The following is a 17,418-nucleotide window of genomic DNA, read 5'->3' as shown; positions in this document are numbered from 1 at the left end:
GGGCCGGCAGCGCTGCCGGCCCGGCTTCCGCCGCTGCGTCTTCCGACCCGCCAGAAAAGACAGGTTCCATGATCCGCTTCGAAAATATCGAGGTCACCTTCGGTGACTTCACCGCCATCCCCGAGCTGAACCTGGACGTGAAGCCGGGTGAGTTTTTCACGCTGCTGGGACCCTCGGGTTGCGGAAAAACGACCGCCCTGCGGACGCTGGCGGGATTCATCGAACCCTCTGCCGGGGAGGTCTATGTCGACGGCAAGGCGGTCACCCGGCTGCCCAGCGACAAGCGGCAGGTGGGCATGGTGTTCCAGAACTACGCCCTGTTCCCCAGCATGAGCGTCTGGGAAAACATCGCCTTCGGGTTGCGGGTGCGCAAGGAGAAAGCCGCTGACAGCGACCGGCTGGTCCGTGACATAGCGCGCCGCGTGGACCTCTCCGAGGAGCAGCTGCACAAGAACGTCGCCGAGCTTTCCGGCGGCCAGCAGCAGCGCGTCGCCGTCGCCCGGGCGCTGGTGCTGCAGCCCAAAATCCTGCTCCTCGACGAGCCTCTGTCGAACCTGGATGCGAAGCTTCGGCACCAGCTCCGGCAGCAGCTCAAGGACCTGCAGAGCGAGTTCGGCATCACGACGGTCTACGTCACCCACGACCAGGACGAGGCGCTGGCGATGAGTGACCGGGTGGCCGTCTTCAACAAGGGCGTCGTGGAGCAGGTGGGGACGCCGCAGAGCATCTATGACGAGTCGGCCACCGAATTTGTCTGCAACTTCATCGGCGACAGCTCAAGGCTCAGTGCCGACTTCGTCGCCGAACTGAACCGGCAGTCCCGGCACACCCTGGACCCGGTGGCCAACTCCTACCTCCGGGTGGAGAAGGCGTCGCTGGACCCGGCGGCGGACGGGTCGGCCGTTCCGGTGGAAGGCACCGTCGTTTCCCGCACCTACCACGGCCTCCACAGCCGCTACATCGTCCGCTGCCATGGTTCCGAGATCCGCCTCCTGGTGCGGGAGGACGGCGGAGCCCATCCGGAAACCGGAAGCGCTGCCACCGTGTACGTCCAGCCCGCGCACGTGCTCCAGTACCACCCGGAAACCGGCGTCTCACTGCGGCACAGGCTGCAGGAAGCGAACCGGACGTGAGCCGGACGGGTGCCACGGGCACCAGCACCCGGCGCATACTGCGTTCCCCTGCCGTTCTGATCGCCGGCGTCGTTCTGACCTGGTTCATCGCCGCGTTCCTGGTCTGGCCGAACGCCAACGTGCTGATTCAAACCTTCTTCCCGGACGGCCAGTTCTCCGGCCGCGCCGCCGAGAAGCTCTTCTCCTCTTCGCGGGCCATGAAATCCCTCGCCAACAGCTTCCTGCTGGCCGTCGCGCTGTCCATCACGGTCAATGTAGTGGGGATCTTCATTGTGCTGGTCACCCAGTACTTCAAGATCCGCGGTTCCCGGATCCTGTTCCTCGGTTACGCCACCACGTTCATCTACGGCGGCATCGTGCTCGCCGCCGGCTACAAGTTCATCTACGGCGAGAAGGGGATTGTCACAAGCTTCCTGGTCTCCCTGATCCCGGATCTGGACCGCGGCTGGTTCTCCGGCTTCTTCGCCGTCCTGGCCGTGATGACCTTCGCCACTACCACCAACCACATGCTCTTTGTCACCAATGCGCTGAAGGGCGTCGACTACCAGACCATCGAGGCCGCGCGGAACATGGGCGCCTCCACCTGGACCATCCTGCGCCGGATCGTGCTGCCGATGCTCAAGCCCACCCTCTTCGCCGTAACGGTGCTGTCCTTCTTGACTGGTCTGGGGGCACTATCCGCGCCGCAGGTCCTCGGCGGCCGTGACTTCCAGACCATCACGCCGATGATCCTGACCTTCACCAACAGCCCCACCTCCCGGGACCTCGCCGCCCTGCTCGCCCTCATCCTCGGCGTGGCAACCATGGTGATGCTTGCGGTCATGACCCGGCTGGAAAAAGGCGGAACGTACTTCTCTGTATCCAAGGTCTCCGCCGGCCTGCAGAAGCAGCAGATCACCAGCCCTGCGGCCAACGCCGTCGTGCATGTCCTCGCGTACCTGCTGTTCGCGGTCTACACGCTGCCGGTGGTCCTGATCGTGCTGTACTCCTTCGCCGACGGCGCCGCGATCCAGACCGGGCAACTGCACCCCGGCAGCCTGACTCTGGAGAACTACGTGCGGGTGCTGACCCAGCCCTCAGGGCTGCGGCCCTTCCTCATCAGCATCGCCTACAGCGCCCTCGCCGCCGTGATCGCCGTCGGCGGCCTGCTGTTCGTGGCCCGCCAGCTGCAGAAGTATCGGAACTGGGCCACCGCCGTTTTCGAATACCTGCTGCACATCCCGTGGATCCTGCCGGCGGCGCTGCTGGCCCTTGGCCTGATCCTCAGTTACGACCACCCCAACCCGCTCGTTGGCGGTGCCGTGCTGACCGGGACGACGGTCATCCTGCTGATCGCATTCGTCACGGTGAAGATACCCTTCACGCTGCGGATGCTCAAGGCGTCCTTTGCCGCGGTCAACTCCTCCCTCGAGGAGGCTGCCGGGATCATGGGCGCTAAAACGCTGTACATCTTCCGGCGCATCCTGCTGCCGATCGTGCTGCCAGCCGCGGCAGCCGTCACAGCACTCAACTTCAACAGCATGCTGGACGACTACGACACCGCCATCTTCCTGGCCCACCCACTGTTCCAGCCTCTGGGCCTCATCATCAAGGCCAACACCGACGGCGCGGAGGGCGTGGAAGGGGTGTCCAACACCTTCGTCTACACGGTGCTGCTGATGGTGATCACCGGTCTGACGATGTACCTGGTCTACGGCAGGTCCGGACGGAAGCCCGGCAAAGCATCGAAGACCAGGGGCCAGGACAAGGAGAGCTCGACGGCGGCCCTGGCTGAAACGGCGCGAAGTGACGCAGCCCTCGTCCCGTGACCGGCGCAGGGTTGCTGGGTGACCGCTGCGGAACCGGGCTAGACCCAGAAGTCGTCTGACTTTGCCGTGTCCTCGTAGTACTCCCGGGCTTCGGCGATCTTTCCGTCGCGGACCACGAAGGCGATTACGGTGCCCAGGTCCAGGGCCTTGCCGTTGCTTTCCGCGAGGGTGCGGTGGATCGCGACGGTGTGGCCGCCCCCGCCGACGATATCCTCGACCTTGGCTTGGAAATGACCCTGGGTCCGCCCGCCGAGCTCGCCAAAGTAGGCCAAAATGGCCTCGCGGCCTTGTTTCGTGCCCGAGAGCACACCGCTTCCGGCCACGTGCCAGACGGCATCCTCCGCGAACATCTCACCGAGGGTTGCAATATCTCCGGCGTTGAAGGCTTCGTAGCCACGCCGGACCAGCTCAACATTCTCTGCGTTTCCCATGATCGGACACCTCTCCGTCGTCCTTGTCGGGTTGTGCTGGGACGGTTCAAGGCTAGTCCTGCCCCCGGGCAGTGTCGACGGAAAACCGGGCACCTTGCGGGCGCTCCGGCGCGCTTTTAGCGGCCAGCCGGCCAGCCCGTGTACGCCTCGGCAAGGTAAGCCCTGCCGTGCCGTGAGGAGACCACCGAATTCAGCTCACCGAGCTGACGGGCGTGGGCGAAGTCGCCGGCGTCGACCGGGGTGTGCAGCATGGAGGTCATCCAGTAGGAGAAATGCTGCGCCTTCCAGACCCGGTCCAGGGCTCGGTCGCTGTACAGGTCAAGGAGCACGGTTGATCCGGTCTTGTAAAAGCTGTCGAGGCCTTCGAAAAGGACCCGTACATCCTGGATCGCCAGATTCAGGCCCTTGGCGCCGGTCGGCGGCACGGTGTGGGCTGCGTCGCCGGCCAGGAACAACTTGCCGTGCCGCATCGGGGCGTGCACGAAACTGCGGAACTTGAGCACTGTCTTGTCGATGACCGGGCCTTCCTTGAGTTCGAAGCCGTTGCCGTTCACACGGCTGCGGAACGCCTCCCAGATCCGCTCATCGGTCCAGTTCCGGACGTCCTCGTTGGGGTCGCACTGGAAATACATCCGCTGCACGGTTTCGGTCCGTTGGCTGATCAGCGCGAAACCGTTCTCCGAGTTCGCGTAGATCAGCTCATCGGAGCTGCGCGGGGCCTCGGCCAGGATGCCGAACCAGGCGAAGGGGTATTCGTGGAAATACCACTTCCGGTCTGCCTCCGGGATCTGGGCGCGGCAGTGGCTGCGGGAGCCGTCCGCGCCGGCGATGAAGTCGGCCTGCAGTTCGACCTCGGTGCCGTCGGCGTCCGTGAACCAGACCCGCGGCGAGCCTTCGAGGTCGTGGATGCTGGTGTCCGTGACGCCGTACCGGACATCGCCGCCGTCGGCCTCCCGCCGTGCCGCGAGGTCCATGAAGACGTCGGTCTGCGGGTAGAGCCAGACCGATTCGCCCACCAGGTCCTGGAAGTCGATCCGGTGGCTTTCGCCGTTGAACCGCAGTTCGATTCCGTCGTGGCGGTCGCCGTCGCGCAGTACCCGATCGGAGACGTCACTGTCCACGAGGAGGTTGACGGTGCCGTGCTCGAGGATGCCGGCCCGCACCGTCTCCGAGATCTCCTGCCTGCTGCGCAGTTCAACAACGGTGGAGTCGATGCCCTCCTTGGCCAGCAGGTGCGAGAGCATCAGCCCGGCCGGGCCGCCGCCCACAATGGCCACTTGGGTGGTGATGACTTTTCGCGCTGCCATGGTGTCCTCGCTTCATTGCGGGGCCGGGTCCTCGCGCTGCTGTGCACTGGTTCCGGACCGGGTGAGTGTCTGGTATCAGTGTGCCCCCCAACCAGTGACGTGCGTTACAGGCCTTCCGTTGAACGGAATCGCGCGGCAGCACGGGTGTTCCCGAGGCCGCGCCCGATGCCTCGCGCCGCGGTTTGCAGCGCCGGAACCAGGGCCTGGAGCCGGACTTCGTGCAACGGGACCACGACGCCGAGCGCCGCGACAGTCCGCTTCCCGGCATCCCGCACCGGCACGGCGATTCCCCAGGTGTCCGGGTCGATTACCCCGGCCAGCTCCGCATACCCGTGGCTGGCCGCTGAGGCCAGGAGCACCCGGATGTCGGCAGCCCGCAGCGTGCCGGCGGGGTCACGGAACTGGCGCAGGTAGGCTGCCTGCACCGCAGCCGGCTGGTGCGCCATCAAAGCGATTCCCGCTGAGGAGAGATGAACGGGCATCCGGCCGGCGACCTTCGCACGGTTTGCTACCGAGCCCCGGCGGGACAACCGCTCCACGAACAGGGTGTCCCAGCCGTCCAGCACGGCAAGGTTGACGTTCTGGTTCAGCACCTGCTGGATGTCCTCCATGAAAGGCATCGACGCCTGCCGCAGGGCCAAGGTGGGCGAATTCCGGTTGACCAGCTCCCACAGCCGCAGCCCCGGCCGGACCGAGCCGCCGTCGCCCAGTTCAACGAGTCCGTGCCCGGCCAACTGCCGGACCAGCCGATGCGCGGTAGTCAGCGGCAGGCCGGCACGGTCCGCGAGCTCGGAGAGCTGCAAGGCTTCGGAGCCTTCCGGAAAGGCCTCCAGCAGGCGCACCACACGGTCCACGACGGAGTCTCCCGATCTGGAGTTGGCCATGCTTCCCGCTTCCCGCACTGTTGACAGTCCAATAACCAGTCTTCCATTGAACGGTCATCACCGCTCCCCCGCCCCGGCTGGCCTGCATTCGAGGTCGTTGGGGGCTCACAGCGGCGCCTGCTGCGGGCTAGCTGGGCTGCGGGGCGGAAGCTGGGCGGGAACGCAGCCGGCGCCAGACGGCCGGCGCGAGGACGACCGCGACGCCGACGGCAGCTCCGATGAGGGTCTCGAGGAAACGGTCCCGCAGCAGGGTCCCGGCGGGCACCGGAGCGACCAGCAGGGTCGAGATCAGTGCCAGCGGGGTAACGAAGACCTGGGCCAGCACATACTGGCGGGCGATGAACATCTCGGCGCCGAACTGGCAGACGGCTATGATCAGCACGGTCAGCCACGGCGCCGGTTCCAGCAGCAGGATTGCCGCGAGCAGCACCAGGCCCAGGCCGGTGCCGATGATGCGCTGAACACCGCGGCTGATGCGGTGCCGGGTGGTGTGCCCCACGAGCGGCACGACGGCGGCCACCATGGCCCAGTAGTTGTGGCCGAAGCCAAGCAGTTCGCCGGCCACAGTGGCAAGGGTTCCCGCCAGCCCGGCCGCCACCAGATAACCGCCGGCTTCGAGCCAGGCGACACGGCGCTCAGCATCGGTGAGCCGTACGCGCCGGGGCCAGGACCACGGCCGGCGGCGGCTGGGGGCCACGCGCGCTGACAGGCCGACGAGCAGCGAAAAGGCGACCGTCAAGACCGCCACCAGCATTCCCTGCCAGAGCGACGGCTGGTTCGGTATGGAGGCGATGGCCGCGAAGGCGAAGATATGGAACAGCGAGCCGGCCGGGCGGAGCCGCCACCAGGCCACGATCAGGGAGCAACCGCCGGCCACGAGTGTCGTGGCGAGGACCTGCAGCCAGGTGCGGTCAGAGGGTGCCAGGGCCCAAGCTGTGCCGGCCCGGGCCGTCAGGGTCCCAAGCAAGATGATGCCCAGCATGAGCGTGCCGGCCTGCAGTTGGAGGACGAACCGCCGGCCGTGCGGCTCGTTCCGGCCGTAGATGCCGGTGAAGGCGCCAAAGGAGGCGAAGATGGCCAGGTCAAGCCGGCCCAGCAGCACGAGCGAGATCAGCGGGACGAAGACCCCGACGGCGCAGCGGATCGCGGGGTGGTGGTCTTTGTTGGCCGGTGCCATGGTGAACATCTCGGCCAGGAACTTCATGGACTTCACAGGTGGGACGGGCCTTCCTTCGCATTCGGGGAGAATGACGGCGGCACTGGCATCCGCCTGAAGACTACGCCCGGATCCGGCCTCCAGCCGCTTCATCTTCCGGTCAATGGAAGCGGTCGGAGGCGTGCAAGGTGGTAGCGTCGAGCGGTTGAACCACCCACTCGGCATTCCTCCGGAGGACCCCCATGCTCAAAGGATTCAAGGACTTCATCCTGCGCGGCAACGTGATCGAACTGTCCATCGCCGTCGTCGTGGGCACGGCCTTCACCGCCTTGGTGACGGCGTTCACCACGAACATCGTCAACCCGATCATCGCCGCCGCCGGGGGCGTGGAGACTGATGGCCTCGGCTTCCACATCTGGCCTGGCAACGAGAAGACTTTCGTCAACATCGGTGCCGTCATCACGGCACTGGTGACATTCTTCATCACCGCGGCCGTGGTCTACTTCATTTTCGTGGCGCCGATGAACCGGATCAACAGGATCGTCAAGCACCGGCTCGCCACAGCGGAACCGGAGGAGAAGCCCCTGCCGGCTGACACCGCGCTACTGGCGGAAATCCGCGACCTGCTGGCCGGGCTGGCGGACACCGGGACCATCGCCCGGCCGGACAACGCAGCGGACACCGGAGCAACCAGGTCCGCAGCCCGCCACTGAAAACCGCTACGTGAGCTTGGCCGGCTTCGTCATCCGGATGGTCAGCGCCCCGTGTTCCACGGCGACCTTGAGATGTTTGGCCTTGCCGATGTGGTCACCGTCGAGCTGGAATTCCAGGGCGTGTTCGAGACTGATTTCCGCGGTCTTTCCGGCGAAGTACTCGACCGACTTGGTCTTGCCCTTTTTGCGCCCGAACATCCCCGCCAGCACACCGAACCAGCCCAGCTTGCCCTGCGGGGCCAGGATGAGGACGTCGAGGATGTCATCATCGAGCCGGGCGTCGGGGAACACCTCCACGCCGCCGGTGATTTTGCCGCAGTTGCCGACCATTACGCTGCGGATCCGACGCCGGACCGGATGCCCGCCGTCGACGCTGATCTTCGCCCGAACCGGCTTGCCGGGCAGGTGCCGGATGCCGGCCTCCACATACGCCAGCCATCCCACGCGGTCTTTGAGTTCATCGACGGTGTTGGCCATGATGGCCGCGTCGTAGCCGAGACCTGCCATGACCAGGAAGAGTTGCTCGTCCTCGCTGTGGTCCAGCGTCGCCCTGACCACGTCCAACTTGACGTCCGAGCCGTTCAGGATGTCGTAGCTGGCGGCAACCGGGTCGCTGATCTCGACGTTCATGTTGCGGGCCAGCAGGTTGCCGGTGCCCATCGGCACCAGGCCCATCGGCGTGCCGGTGCCCGCGAGGATCTCCGCCACGCAGCGGACGGTTCCGTCGCCGCCGGCGGCGATGACGACGTCGGCCCCGGCCTCGAGCGCTTCACGCGTCTGGCCCAGGCCGGTGTCCTCGGCTGTGGTTTCCAGCCACAGCGGTTCCGCCCAGCCTTGGGTCTCGCACAGCCGGAAGAACGCCGCCTTGAAATCCTCGCCGGAGGATTTCATCGGGTTAACAACGACGGCGGCGCGCTTGAGCTGGGCGGGGGTGTCCTCTGCGGGGCTGGTCTGGGCGGCCGGCGCCTGCCCGTCGGGCTTGGCCGGCGCGGCGGGACTGGTCGGGGCGGCGGGACTGGTCTGGGGCATGTCGTCCTTCGGGCGAGTGGCGGGAAGGGCCCCGCAAGGAAATCTTAGCTGTGCACGGCAACTCGCGGAGCAGCGGCCAAACGTGGACGCATTGTCCCGGCGGTCACTACACTGGCATGTTCAAGGACTGAAGCGTGCCGGCCCGGCCGGACGCCTCTCCGGATTCGCCGGGGCGGCCGCGTTTTGGACGCGGAAGGCGGGCACATGACCGGACCAGAAGAGAATTACTCGGCAGAGGCTGAAGCATCAAGCCGGGACCCGCACGACTGGGGACGGGCCATGGCCCTGGCGCTCACCCGGCTCGCGGAGCAACTGGCCCCCGAGGACAGCGAGGACATGCACGCCAGCCTCGTGGACCGGCCGCTGCACCTGCGGATCAGCGACCACGAGTCCGGGGTAATGATCGCGCTGTCGACCCAGGAGCCATCGGGGCACTGACGCCGCAGATGAAACAGTCCGGCTAAAACCATCCCTTTTCCCCGGGGTGTGCCAGACTGAGCGCGAATTGCCGGCCGGTTGGCCGGCAGACTCATCTCATTTGGGGGAATGATGACCGAGCGCGCAGAATTTGACGCCAGGAATGAACCAGACGTCTCCGGACACGCCGAGCCGCAATACGGCCAGCGCTGGCCGGAGGGTGCGCCTTGGCCTGATTCCTCGGAGCACCGACAGGCCCAACTGCCGGCGTTGCCCCTTCCCCGAGCCACCACGGAGAACCTGGACAACGCGGTGCGCGGCACGGTTTTTGCCCTCGCCGTGGTACCGGTCGGCGTCGGACTGTGGTTGATCCTCTGGGAGCTGGGGTGGATGGCATCAATCGTGGCGCTCGTATCGGCTGCCGGGGCCGCCCGTCTTTATCTGGCCGGCAGCACCGCGGGCAGGGGCGGCACCATGACGCGGCGCGGGGCGTGGGTGGTGGTCGCGGTGACGGTGGTGACCGTGTTGCTCGGTTTTCTCGGCACCATCTGGCTGGATGTGGCGGAGTACTTTGCGGCCTCGCCGCTGGCCCTGCTGTTCGAGCCGGAAGCATGGAACATGCTGGTGTACAACCTGGGCAACAATCCGGAGCTCGTCCAGGGGCTCCTCAAAGAGTTCGTCATGGCGCTGATCTTCAGCGGTCTGGGCTGTTTCTTCACGCTGCGGCAGCTGTTCGCCCAGTCCCGCCGCACCTAGCCGCCGGCCGTGCTAAAGCAGTCAGCGGCCAGCGGAAAGGTCCGCGGAAATAAGCTTCGCGGTGGCGACGGCCGCCTGGCGCACGGAATCCAGGAACGCCTCCGGATCCGGCTGCGCCGCGACTGACTGAGCCTGCAGTGAGACGTTGATGGCCGCCACCACCTTGTCCGGCCCGTCATAGACGGGTGCGGCGAGCGACATTAGTCCGAGCTCCAGTTCCTGGTTCAGCAGGCACCAGCCCTGCGCCCGCACCTTGTCCAGTTCCGCCAGCAGCTCTTCTTGGGTGCCGATGGCCCGGGGGGTCAGGGGGCGGATCTCCGCGGCAGCCAGGTACTGCTGCAGCTGTGCGGGCGGAAGAGCGGCCAGCAGGACCCGGCCCATCGACGTGGCGTATGCGGGGAAGCGGGTGCCGACGGTGATCCCGACCGTCATGATCCGGCGCGTTGCGACCCTGGCGACGTAGGCGATGTCCGTCCCCTCCAGCACCGCGGCCGACGTCGACTCCCCCAGCTTCAGTGAGAGCTCCTCCAGATGCGGCTGGGCGAATTGCGGCAGCGACAGCCCGGACAGGTAGGCGTAGCCGAGCTGCAGCACCTTGGCGGTCAGTGCGAAAGCCTTGCCATCGGTGCGGACGTAGCCCAGCTCCACCAGGGTGTGCAGGAAACGCCGCGCCGTGGCCCGGGTCAGCTCTGTCCGCGCCGCCACCTCGGTCAGCGTCATCAGCGGATGTTCCGAGTCAAAGGACCGGATCACCGCCAGTCCCCTCGCCAATGACTGCACATACTGGTCGCTGGCCGCGGGCCCGTCACCGGCCTGGTTGCCTTGTGCTGTCTCGGTCATGTCACGCCTTTCGATCACGCATCACTTTATCCGCGCGAACGGACACTTCAGGCCCCGAAACGGCGCTCCGGCCGGGCCCCAAGTGTACGTTCGCGCTCTGGCGGGTCAGGGTGCGGGCTCGAGCGGCACCGGCACGAGGCCGCGCAGCTCCTCGAAGGTGCAGCCGAAGGTCTCGCGTACCCGGACGCCGTCGGGCCCGGTGAGGAAGACGGCCTTATCCGTGTAGACGCGCGTGACGCAGCCGATTCCGGTCAGCGGGTAGCTGCACGCCTCAACCAGCTTGGACGCACCTTCACGGGTCAGCAGCGTCATCATCACGAAGACGTCCTTGGCCCCTGTCGCCAGGTCCATCGCGCCGCCGACGGCGGGTATCGCGTCCGGCGCGCCCGTGTGCCAGTTGGCGAGGTCCCCGGTCGCGGAGACCTGGAAGGCCCCCAGCACGCAGATGTCCAGGTGGCCGCCGCGCATGATCGCGAAGGAGTCGGCGTGGTGGAAGTAGGACGCTCCGGGCAGTTCGGTCACGGGAATCTTGCCGGCGTTGATGAGGTCGCCGTCGATCTGGTCCCCGGTGGCTTCCGGGCCCATGCCGAGCATGCCGTTCTCGGTGTGCAGGGTGATGTTCTGCTCGGGTTTGAGGTAGTTGGAGACCAGGGTGGGCTGGCCGATGCCGAGGTTGACGAAGGATCCGGGCTGGATGTCCCGGGCGACCAGGCGGGCGAGGTCATCACGGCCCAGGGGTGTCGCTGACGTCTGGAGGCTTGTCTCGATGCTCATCAGGCCACCTTCACGATGCTGTTGACGTAGATTCCGGGGGTTACGACGTTCTCCGGGTCCAGGCCGCCGGTAGGGACAAGCTCGGCGACCTGCGCGATCGTGTGCTTTGCCGCGGCGGCCATGATCGGGCCGAAGTTCCGCGCAGTTTTGCGGTAGACGAGGTTGCCCTTGCCGTCGGCCCTCAGCGCCTTGATCAGTGCGACGTCGGCGTGGAGGGGCGTTTCGAACACCTGCCATTTGCCGTCCAGGAAGCGGGTTTCCTTGCCCTCAGCCAGCATGGTGCCGTACCCGGTGGGGGTGAAGAACCCGCCGATCCCTGCGCCCGCGGCCCGGATCCGTTCGGCCAGGTTGCCCTGCGGGACCAGCTCCAGCTCGATCTCGCCGGCGCGGAATTTCGCGTCGAAATGCCAGGAGTCGGATTGCCGCGGGAAGGAACAGATCATTTTCTTCACCCTGCCCTCCTTGATCAGCAGCGCCAGGCCCTGGTCGCCCTGGCCGGCGTTGTTGTTGACCACGGTGAGGTCCGTGGCGCCGCAGTCCAGCAGCGCGTCGATGAGTTCGAACGGTTGGCCCGCGTTGCCGAAGCCGCCGATCATGACGGTTGAACCGTCCTGGATCGAGGCGACGGCCTCGCCGACGGTGTCTAGAAAGCTGAGCATTCCCTTAGGCCTTTCCGGCGGTCACGTTTTCGAGGACGACAGCCAGGCCCTGGCCGACGCCGATGCAGATAGCGGCGACGCCCCAGCGCTGCCCGGAGGCCTGCAGCGAGCGGGCGAGGGTACCGAGGATACGGCCGCCCGACGCGCCCAGCGGGTGTCCCATCGCAATGGCACCGCCGTGCCGGTTGACGATGGCCGGGTCAATACCCCAGGCGTTGATGCAGGCCAATGACTGCGCGGCGAACGCTTCGTTAAGCTCGACGGCGCCCACCTGATCCCAGCCGATGCCGGCCTTGGCGAGGGCCTTGTTCGCCGCCTCCACCGGGGCGAAACCGAAGTACTGCGGGTCGTTGGCGTGCGCACCGCGCCCGGCGATCCGGGCCAGCGGGTCCAGACCGAGGATCCCGGCGGCTGCTTCGCTGCCCAGCCACGCCGCGGATGCGCCGTCCGAGAGCGGCGAAGCGTTGCCGGCGGTGACGGTACCGCCGACCTCGGCGCCCTCCGGCTCTTTGCGGAACACGGTCTTCAGGGCGGCGAGTTTCTCCGGCGTGGACCCGGGCCGGATGCCTTCGTCCCGAACCAGGTCCGTGCCCGGAACTGCGGTGACGAGCCGGTCATAGAAGCCCTCATCCCAGGCTGCCGCTGCGAGGTTGTGAGAGTTGGCTGCAAACTCGTCCTGCTGCCGGCGGCCCACCTGGTACTTTTCGGCCAACCGTTCGGTGGCCTCGCCCAGGGACACGGTCCAGTCCGGACGCATGGCCTTGTTCACCAGGCGCCAGCCCAGCGTCGTGGAGACCAGGGTCATGTTCCCGGCCGGGTACGGCTTCTCAGTCTTGGGCAGCACCCACGGCGCCCGGGACATCGATTCAACCCCGCCGACCAGCATCAGCTCCGCGTCGCCGGTGTTGATCTGACGCGACGCGATGATTGCCGCGTCCAGAGAGGATCCGCACAGCCGGTTGACCGTGGTCCCCGGAATGGAGACCGGCAGGCCCGCGAGCAAGGTACCCATCCGGGCGACGTTGCGGTTTTCTTCGCCTGCACCGTTGGCGTTGCCGAACACCACCTCGTCGATGCGCTCGACGTCGAGCCCGGGGGCACGCTTCACCGCCTCGCTGATCACGTGTGCGGCGAGGTCGTCCGGTCGGACCCCGGCGAGTCCGCCGCCGAACCTGCCGAACGGGGTCCGCACGGCGTCGTACACAAAAGCCTCAGTCATAATTTGTCCCTTTGGATGGCGAGCTAGTTGGGTGGGGCCGCCGCGCCTGGGGTGTCCAGCTCGCGGAACACCTGCTGCGCGGTTTTGAAGGCGGTGTTGGCCGAGGGGACCCCGCAATAGATGGCGGTCTGCAGCAGGATTTCCTTAATCTCGTCCCGGCTCAGACCGTTGGTGAGGGCGGCACGGATGTGCATGGCCAGCTCGTCCCAGTGGCCGTGTGCCACCATCGCGGTGATGGTCACGGCCGACCGCATCTGCCGGCTGAGCCCGGGCCGGGTCCAGATCCCGCCCCAGGCGATCCGGGTGATCATGTCCTGGAAGTCTTCGGTAAAGGAATCCTTGTTGGCATTCGCCCGGTCCACGTGGGCGGCACCAAGGACCTCGCGGCGGACCTTCATGCCGCCGTCGTAGATCTCCCGGCTGGTGGCCTCCGGCTGGACTGCTCCGTGCCGTTCCAGGCCCTGCCGTTCCGCCCCGGTCATTTGCCGGCTCCGCTGGCTTCGGCCCAGCCGATCAGGCCGCGCAGCAGTTCGGCCACATGGCCGGGTGCCTCGAAGGGCGCCAGATGGGCCACCCCGGCCAGGGTGGCCGCGTTGGCGGTTCCGCCGCCGGCGCTGATGCCGTCCGCAATCTCCTTGGCCAACGACGGCGGCGCCACGGTGTCCTCGGCGCCGGCCAGGGCCTGGATGGGGACCCGGATACTGCCGAGTTCGCTGCGCACGTCGAAGCCGGCGAGGGCCTCACAGCAGTAGGCGTAGCTGAATCGGTCGGCGTCGCGCAAGGTGTGCAGCAGCCGGCTGCTGCGCTCGGGCTCGTGCTCCATGAAACCGGGCGCGAACCAGCGCTGGGCCGAGCCCTCAATCATCACCGGGGTGCCCTGGTTGCGGACGGTCTCGGCCCGCTCCAGCCAGCCCTCGGGGGTGCCGATCTTCGCACCGCTGCACTGCACTGACAGGCTCTTGAGCCGTTCACCGTGTTTGATGCCCAGCTGCAGGCCGACCGCGCCGCCCAGCGAGACGCCCGCGTAATGGAACCGCGCGCCGGGGGCAATCGAATCGACCAGTTCGACGACGGCGTCGGCCAGTTCCGCGACCGTGAAGCTCTCCGCCGCGGCCGGCGAGACACCGTGGCCGGGCAGATCCCAGGCGACGACGTCGGCGCCGTCCCCCAGCAGGGCACCGGCCTGGCTCCAGAGCAGCGTGGACGTGCCCAGCGACGGGCCGACGACCAGGAGGGGTTTGTCGCCGAGCTCCCGCACGGGCGAGAGCAGGACGGCCTTGACGGTAGGTCTAGCCACGGGTGGCTCCGTTCTCTTTGGTCGGGTTGTCCGGTTCGGACTCTTGGGTCGGTTGAGCCGGGGACAGCGCGAAGTCCGGCCAGGCTGCAAGAATGCGGCGGGAGATCTCGGCTGCCTGGCCCAAATAGTTGGCCGGGTCCAGCAGCTCCTCGATCCGTTCATCGGAGAGCATCTCGGCCGGAACTGCTGCCCGGAGCAGTTTTCGGTACGTGCCGGGCTGTTCGGCTGCAGGCACTGCCAGGGTCTGGTCCACCACGTCCTGCAGGCGGCGCCGGCCGTCAGCGCCAAGCAGGGGCCCCACGGCAGCGCTTACCGCCTCGGAGAGCAGCAGCGGGCCGGAGAGGTCGAGGTTCCGGCGCATCGCCGTCGGGAAAACCTGCAGGCCTTCGGCGAGCTCGCGGAGCTGTCCGGCGGCGCCCAGGCTCAGGCGGAGCAGGGAGCGCAGTGCGGGCCACTCGCTGTGCCAGGCCCCGTCGGCGCGTTCGTCATTGAAGGTCGCCGCCGCGAGGTGCAGTTGGGCAGCCAGGGCAGGAGCCTGCAATGCGGTGCTGCGCACCAGCACGGACAGCACCGGATTCTGTTTCTGCGGCATGGCCGAGGAGCCGCCCCGGCCCGCAGCCCGGGGTTCGGCGAGTTCCGCCACCTCGGGACGGGCCAGGAAGAGCACGTCGGCGGCGATTTTGCCGGCCGCGTCCGTCACGGCGGCCAGGGCGTCACCGAGTGCGGTGACCGCAAGCCGGTTGGTGTGCCATGGCGCCGGCACCGGCGCAAGTTCCAGCCGCGCCGCCAGCCGGTCCGACAGGTCGAAAGGCGACAGCCCCGAGTCCGCGGTCAGTACGGTGCCGGCCGCCATCGTGCCGGCAGCTCCCCCGGTCTGCACGGGAAATTCCAGGGACTCCAGCCGGTGCGCGGCCGCGGCGAGCCCGGAGAACCACTGCGCTGCTTTGAGCCCGAAGCTGAACGGTAGAGAGTGCTGCGTGAGGCTGCGGCCCACGCACAGCGTGTCCTGGTGCCCTTCCACAAGCGCGGCCAAGGCCGACGTCGCGCGGCGGACCTCGGCGAGCAATTCCCGGACGGCGCCGGCAGCCAGCAGCATCAGGGCGGAGTCGAGCACGTCCTGGCTGGTCAGCGAGGTGTGCACGGCCTTCGCCGCGCCGACGCCCGCGGTGTCGAGGGACCTGACTTGGTCCCGGAGGTCTGCGAGCAGCGGGATCACCGGGTTGGCCCCGCCCTGGGCGCGCACCGCGATTCCGGCCAGGTCGTAGCGGCCGACGTCGGCGGCGTCGGCCACGACGGCGGCGGATCCGGCCGGGGCCAGGGAGGCGTCTTCGAGGACCTGCGCCCAGCCGGCTTCGACCCGCAAGATGGCGGCGAGCACTGCCCGGTCCCCGGTCAGGGCCGCCACTTTCGGCGACGCCGACACGGGGCTGAGCAGACCGACGTCGCCATCCTGGCCGAGGTCACTGCCGCCGGACTGCGGGGTCGTCACTTTGCGGTGCCCCCGCGGCCAGCGTCCTCAGCGCCTGCACCATTGCCATCGAAGTCGAGGAACACGGTCTCGCCTTCGCCCTGCAGCCGGACGTCCCAGCTGAGGCCGCCGTCGGGGTCGCGCCGGGCGATGAGGGTCTGGCGGCGTTCCGGCGGCAGCGATGCCAGCAGCGGGTCCGCCGCCAGCGCCTCCTCGTTTTCGGGCAGGTAGATGCGGGTGAAGAGACGGTTCATCAGGCCTCGGGCGAAGACGACGACAGATATGAACGGCGCTGCCCCGGGCGCCACGGGTCCGGGGTTCACCGTGGTGAAGGTGAACACGCCGGTGTTGCCGACGGCGCTGCGGCCGAACCCGGTGAAGGTATAACCGTCGCGCACCAGCGAGCCGGTGTGCTGCGGGATCTGGCCCTCACCGTCGGCCTGCCAGATCTCGAGAATGGCATCCGGCACGGGGTGGCCGGCGCCGTCGTACACCGTGCCCTGCAGGCGGATGGATCCGGGCGTGCCCGGCGGCAGCAGTTCCCGGTCCTTGGCGTAGGGCAGCGCGTAGCCGTAGAAGGGCCCGACCGTCTGGCCGGGGGTGGGGGTCAATTTACTCATGGTCGTCACCTTCCGCGCCGAGGGCTTCGTTTTCAGTCCAGGTCCGCTTGGAGCCCGTCAGGACAATGTCCCAGTTGTAGGCCAGCGCCCATTCCGGCTTGGTCTGGTCGTGGTTGTAGGTGGCGACCAGCCGGTCGCGCGCGTCCTGATCCACGATCGACTGGTAAATGGGGTCCAGGGCGAACAGCGGGTCGCCGGGGAAGTACATCTGCGTGACGATCCGCTGGGTGAATTCCTGGCCGAACAGGGAAAAGTGGATGTGCGCCGGGCGCCAGGCGTTGAGGTGGTTTTTCCACGGGTACGCGCCGGGCTTGATGGTGATGAAGCTGTAGGAGCCGTCCGCCCCGGTGATGCAGCGGCCGACGCCGGTGAAGTTCGGGTCCAGCGGAGCAGGGTGCTGGTCCCGCTTGTGGATGTACCGGCCGGAGGAGTTCGCCTGCCAGATCTCCACCAGCTGGCCCGCCACCGGACGGCCATCGCCGTCAAGCACCCGTCCGGAGACGATGATCCGTTCGCCCATCGGTTCGCCGTTGTGCTGGATGGTGAGATCGGATTCCAGCGCGTGCACGTCCATGTGCCCGAAGGCCGGCGAGTACAGCTCGATGGTCTCCGGATCGGCGTGCTGCAGGCTCTTGGTCGGGTGACGCAGGATGCTGCTGCGGTACGGCGGGTAGTCCAGCCGCGGCTGGGTTTCCGCCGGCGCGCCGGTCTGGCGGGCCTGCGCGTAGGCCTCGCCGAGCGCCTTGATCTCGTCGCTGAGGATCTGCTGCGATTCCCCGGCAGTGTCCAGCGCCGGAACGGGTTTCGCAGCGGCCTTCAACGGGGCCTCGGTCGGTGTGTCGGACACGTCCTCGGTAAGCGGGTCCGCGTTGAAAATTTCGCGGTTGATATCTTCAGGCACAGCAGC

At 67.5% G+C, this 17,418-nt stretch carries 19 protein-coding genes; 5 read left to right on the top strand and 14 right to left on the bottom strand.

Translation table 11 applies throughout. From position 1 onward, the window contains the following. Positions 1–68 precede the first annotated feature (68 nt). Entirely contained in the window at positions 69–1,133 is a 1,065-nt protein-coding gene (locus QFZ61_RS04095) for an ABC transporter ATP-binding protein (RefSeq protein ID WP_307033556.1), read from the top strand. After that, complete coding sequence (locus QFZ61_RS04090; protein WP_307033554.1) at positions 1,130–2,941, top strand: iron ABC transporter permease; 1,812 nt, start codon at positions 1,130–1,132, stop codon at positions 2,939–2,941. Before QFZ61_RS04095 ends, QFZ61_RS04090 begins: the two co-directional genes overlap by 4 nt. A 38-nt stretch (positions 2,942–2,979) precedes the next feature. On the opposite strand, the gene QFZ61_RS04085 is transcribed toward QFZ61_RS04090, so the two are convergent. The 4 genes from QFZ61_RS04085 to QFZ61_RS04070 all read right to left on the bottom strand — a co-directional run bounded on the left by QFZ61_RS04085 (position 2,980) and on the right by QFZ61_RS04070 (position 6,767). Further along, the gene (locus tag QFZ61_RS04085) at positions 2,980–3,372 is read right to left on the bottom strand and encodes a nuclear transport factor 2 family protein (RefSeq protein ID WP_307033552.1); all 393 of its coding nucleotides are present in this window, start codon (positions 3,370–3,372) and stop codon (positions 2,980–2,982) included. Between the two features lie 116 nt (positions 3,373–3,488). Continuing rightward, the gene (locus QFZ61_RS04080) at positions 3,489–4,679 is read right to left on the bottom strand and encodes a 4-hydroxybenzoate 3-monooxygenase (RefSeq protein WP_307033550.1); all 1,191 of its coding nucleotides are present in this window, start codon (positions 4,677–4,679) and stop codon (positions 3,489–3,491) included. A 104-nt stretch (positions 4,680–4,783) separates the two neighbouring features. Next, on the bottom strand, positions 4,784–5,563 hold the full coding sequence (locus QFZ61_RS04075; RefSeq protein WP_307033549.1) for an IclR family transcriptional regulator: 780 nt from the start codon (positions 5,561–5,563) through the stop codon (positions 4,784–4,786). Between the two features lie 127 nt (positions 5,564–5,690). Then, entirely contained in the window at positions 5,691–6,767 is a 1,077-nt protein-coding gene (locus QFZ61_RS04070; protein WP_307037994.1) for an FUSC family protein, read from the bottom strand. A 194-nt stretch (positions 6,768–6,961) separates the two neighbouring features. Between QFZ61_RS04070 and mscL the strand changes: the two genes are divergently transcribed. After that, a complete protein-coding gene (gene mscL / locus QFZ61_RS04065; RefSeq protein WP_307033547.1) occupies positions 6,962–7,432 on the top strand; it encodes a large conductance mechanosensitive channel protein MscL in 471 nt (156 codons plus the stop codon). Positions 7,433–7,438: 6 nt separating this feature from the next. Here mscL and QFZ61_RS04060 read toward each other — a convergent pair whose 3' ends face one another. Then, complete coding sequence (locus tag QFZ61_RS04060; RefSeq protein WP_307033545.1) at positions 7,439–8,461, bottom strand: diacylglycerol kinase family protein; 1,023 nt, start codon at positions 8,459–8,461, stop codon at positions 7,439–7,441. Between the two features lie 204 nt (positions 8,462–8,665). Here QFZ61_RS04060 and QFZ61_RS04055 point away from each other — a divergent pair, with 204 nt between their 5' ends. Together QFZ61_RS04055 and QFZ61_RS04050 are read left to right on the top strand one after the other, a co-directional pair. Further along, on the top strand, positions 8,666–8,899 hold the full coding sequence (locus QFZ61_RS04055; protein WP_307033543.1) for a hypothetical protein: 234 nt from the start codon (positions 8,666–8,668) through the stop codon (positions 8,897–8,899). Between the two features lie 108 nt (positions 8,900–9,007). Then, positions 9,008–9,634, top strand: a complete 627-nt coding sequence (locus QFZ61_RS04050; RefSeq protein ID WP_307033541.1) for a hypothetical protein — start codon at positions 9,008–9,010, stop codon at positions 9,632–9,634. Between the two features lie 21 nt (positions 9,635–9,655). On the opposite strand, the gene QFZ61_RS04045 is transcribed toward QFZ61_RS04050, so the two are convergent. The 9 genes from QFZ61_RS04045 to pcaH form a co-directional block, all read right to left on the bottom strand. Further along, positions 9,656–10,474, bottom strand: coding sequence for an IclR family transcriptional regulator C-terminal domain-containing protein (locus QFZ61_RS04045; RefSeq protein WP_307033538.1), 819 nt, complete (start codon positions 10,472–10,474; stop codon positions 9,656–9,658). A gap of 105 nt (positions 10,475–10,579) precedes the next feature. Beyond that, positions 10,580–11,248, bottom strand: coding sequence for a 3-oxoacid CoA-transferase subunit B (locus QFZ61_RS04040; RefSeq protein WP_307033536.1), 669 nt, complete (start codon positions 11,246–11,248; stop codon positions 10,580–10,582). After that, positions 11,248–11,907 carry a 3-oxoacid CoA-transferase subunit A gene (locus QFZ61_RS04035; protein WP_307033534.1) on the bottom strand — a complete coding sequence of 220 codons (660 nt, stop codon included), beginning with the start codon at positions 11,905–11,907 and terminating at the stop codon, positions 11,248–11,250. The genes QFZ61_RS04040 and QFZ61_RS04035 overlap by 1 nt, the downstream gene beginning before the upstream one ends. A gap of 4 nt (positions 11,908–11,911) precedes the next feature. After that, positions 11,912–13,126 (bottom strand): thiolase family protein, encoded by a 1,215-nt coding sequence (locus QFZ61_RS04030; protein ID WP_307033532.1) that lies wholly within the window; start codon positions 13,124–13,126, stop codon positions 11,912–11,914. A gap of 23 nt (positions 13,127–13,149) precedes the next feature. Beyond that, positions 13,150–13,608, bottom strand: coding sequence for a 4-carboxymuconolactone decarboxylase (gene pcaC, locus QFZ61_RS04025; protein WP_307033530.1), 459 nt, complete (start codon positions 13,606–13,608; stop codon positions 13,150–13,152). Next, positions 13,605–14,423, bottom strand: a complete 819-nt coding sequence (locus tag QFZ61_RS04020) for an alpha/beta fold hydrolase (protein ID WP_307033529.1) — start codon at positions 14,421–14,423, stop codon at positions 13,605–13,607. The genes pcaC and QFZ61_RS04020 overlap by 4 nt, the downstream gene beginning before the upstream one ends. Next, positions 14,416–15,912, bottom strand: a complete 1,497-nt coding sequence (locus QFZ61_RS04015) for a lyase family protein (protein ID WP_307033527.1) — start codon at positions 15,910–15,912, stop codon at positions 14,416–14,418. The genes QFZ61_RS04020 and QFZ61_RS04015 overlap by 8 nt, the downstream gene beginning before the upstream one ends. Further along, positions 15,909–16,511, bottom strand: coding sequence for a protocatechuate 3,4-dioxygenase subunit alpha (pcaG, locus tag QFZ61_RS04010; RefSeq protein ID WP_307033525.1), 603 nt, complete (start codon positions 16,509–16,511; stop codon positions 15,909–15,911). Before pcaG ends, QFZ61_RS04015 begins: the two co-directional genes overlap by 4 nt. Beyond that, positions 16,504–17,412: a protocatechuate 3,4-dioxygenase subunit beta gene (gene pcaH / locus QFZ61_RS04005; protein WP_373427125.1), complete on the bottom strand. Its 909-nt coding sequence runs from the start codon at positions 17,410–17,412 to the stop codon at positions 16,504–16,506. The genes pcaG and pcaH overlap by 8 nt, the downstream gene beginning before the upstream one ends. Positions 17,413–17,418 lie beyond the last annotated feature (6 nt).

Origin of the sequence: Arthrobacter sp. B3I4 (assembly GCF_030816855.1) — a bacterium.
Taxonomy (GTDB): Bacteria; Actinomycetota; Actinomycetes; order Actinomycetales; family Micrococcaceae; genus Arthrobacter.
This window is presented reverse-complemented; position numbering and strand designations above follow the sequence as displayed.

Bases quoted from the DNA above. Each gene is read 5' to 3' on its own strand.
- QFZ61_RS04085 (WP_307033552.1), bottom strand. From the start codon at position 3,372: ATGGGAAACGCAGAGAATGTTGAGCTGGTCCGGCGTGGCTACGAAGCC.
- QFZ61_RS04080 (WP_307033550.1), bottom strand. From the start codon at position 4,679: ATGGCAGCGCGAAAAGTCATCACCACCCAAGTGGCCATTGTGGGCGGC.
- pcaG (WP_307033525.1), bottom strand. From the start codon at position 16,511: ATGAGTAAATTGACCCCCACCCCCGGCCAGACGGTCGGGCCCTTCTAC.
- QFZ61_RS04055 (WP_307033543.1), top strand. From the start codon at position 8,666: ATGACCGGACCAGAAGAGAATTACTCGGCAGAGGCTGAAGCATCAAGC.
- QFZ61_RS04075 (WP_307033549.1), bottom strand. From the start codon at position 5,563: ATGGCCAACTCCAGATCGGGAGACTCCGTCGTGGACCGTGTGGTGCGC.
- QFZ61_RS04040 (WP_307033536.1), bottom strand. From the start codon at position 11,248: ATGAGCATCGAGACAAGCCTCCAGACGTCAGCGACACCCCTGGGCCGT.
- QFZ61_RS04095 (WP_307033556.1), top strand. From the start codon at position 69: ATGATCCGCTTCGAAAATATCGAGGTCACCTTCGGTGACTTCACCGCC.
- pcaC (WP_307033530.1), bottom strand. From the start codon at position 13,608: ATGACCGGGGCGGAACGGCAGGGCCTGGAACGGCACGGAGCAGTCCAG.
- QFZ61_RS04045 (WP_307033538.1), bottom strand. From the start codon at position 10,474: ATGACCGAGACAGCACAAGGCAACCAGGCCGGTGACGGGCCCGCGGCC.
- mscL (WP_307033547.1), top strand. From the start codon at position 6,962: ATGCTCAAAGGATTCAAGGACTTCATCCTGCGCGGCAACGTGATCGAA.
- QFZ61_RS04070 (WP_307037994.1), bottom strand. From the start codon at position 6,767: ATGAAGTTCCTGGCCGAGATGTTCACCATGGCACCGGCCAACAAAGAC.
- QFZ61_RS04050 (WP_307033541.1), top strand. From the start codon at position 9,008: ATGATGACCGAGCGCGCAGAATTTGACGCCAGGAATGAACCAGACGTC.
- QFZ61_RS04030 (WP_307033532.1), bottom strand. From the start codon at position 13,126: ATGACTGAGGCTTTTGTGTACGACGCCGTGCGGACCCCGTTCGGCAGG.
- QFZ61_RS04035 (WP_307033534.1), bottom strand. From the start codon at position 11,907: ATGCTCAGCTTTCTAGACACCGTCGGCGAGGCCGTCGCCTCGATCCAG.
- QFZ61_RS04060 (WP_307033545.1), bottom strand. From the start codon at position 8,461: ATGCCCCAGACCAGTCCCGCCGCCCCGACCAGTCCCGCCGCGCCGGCC.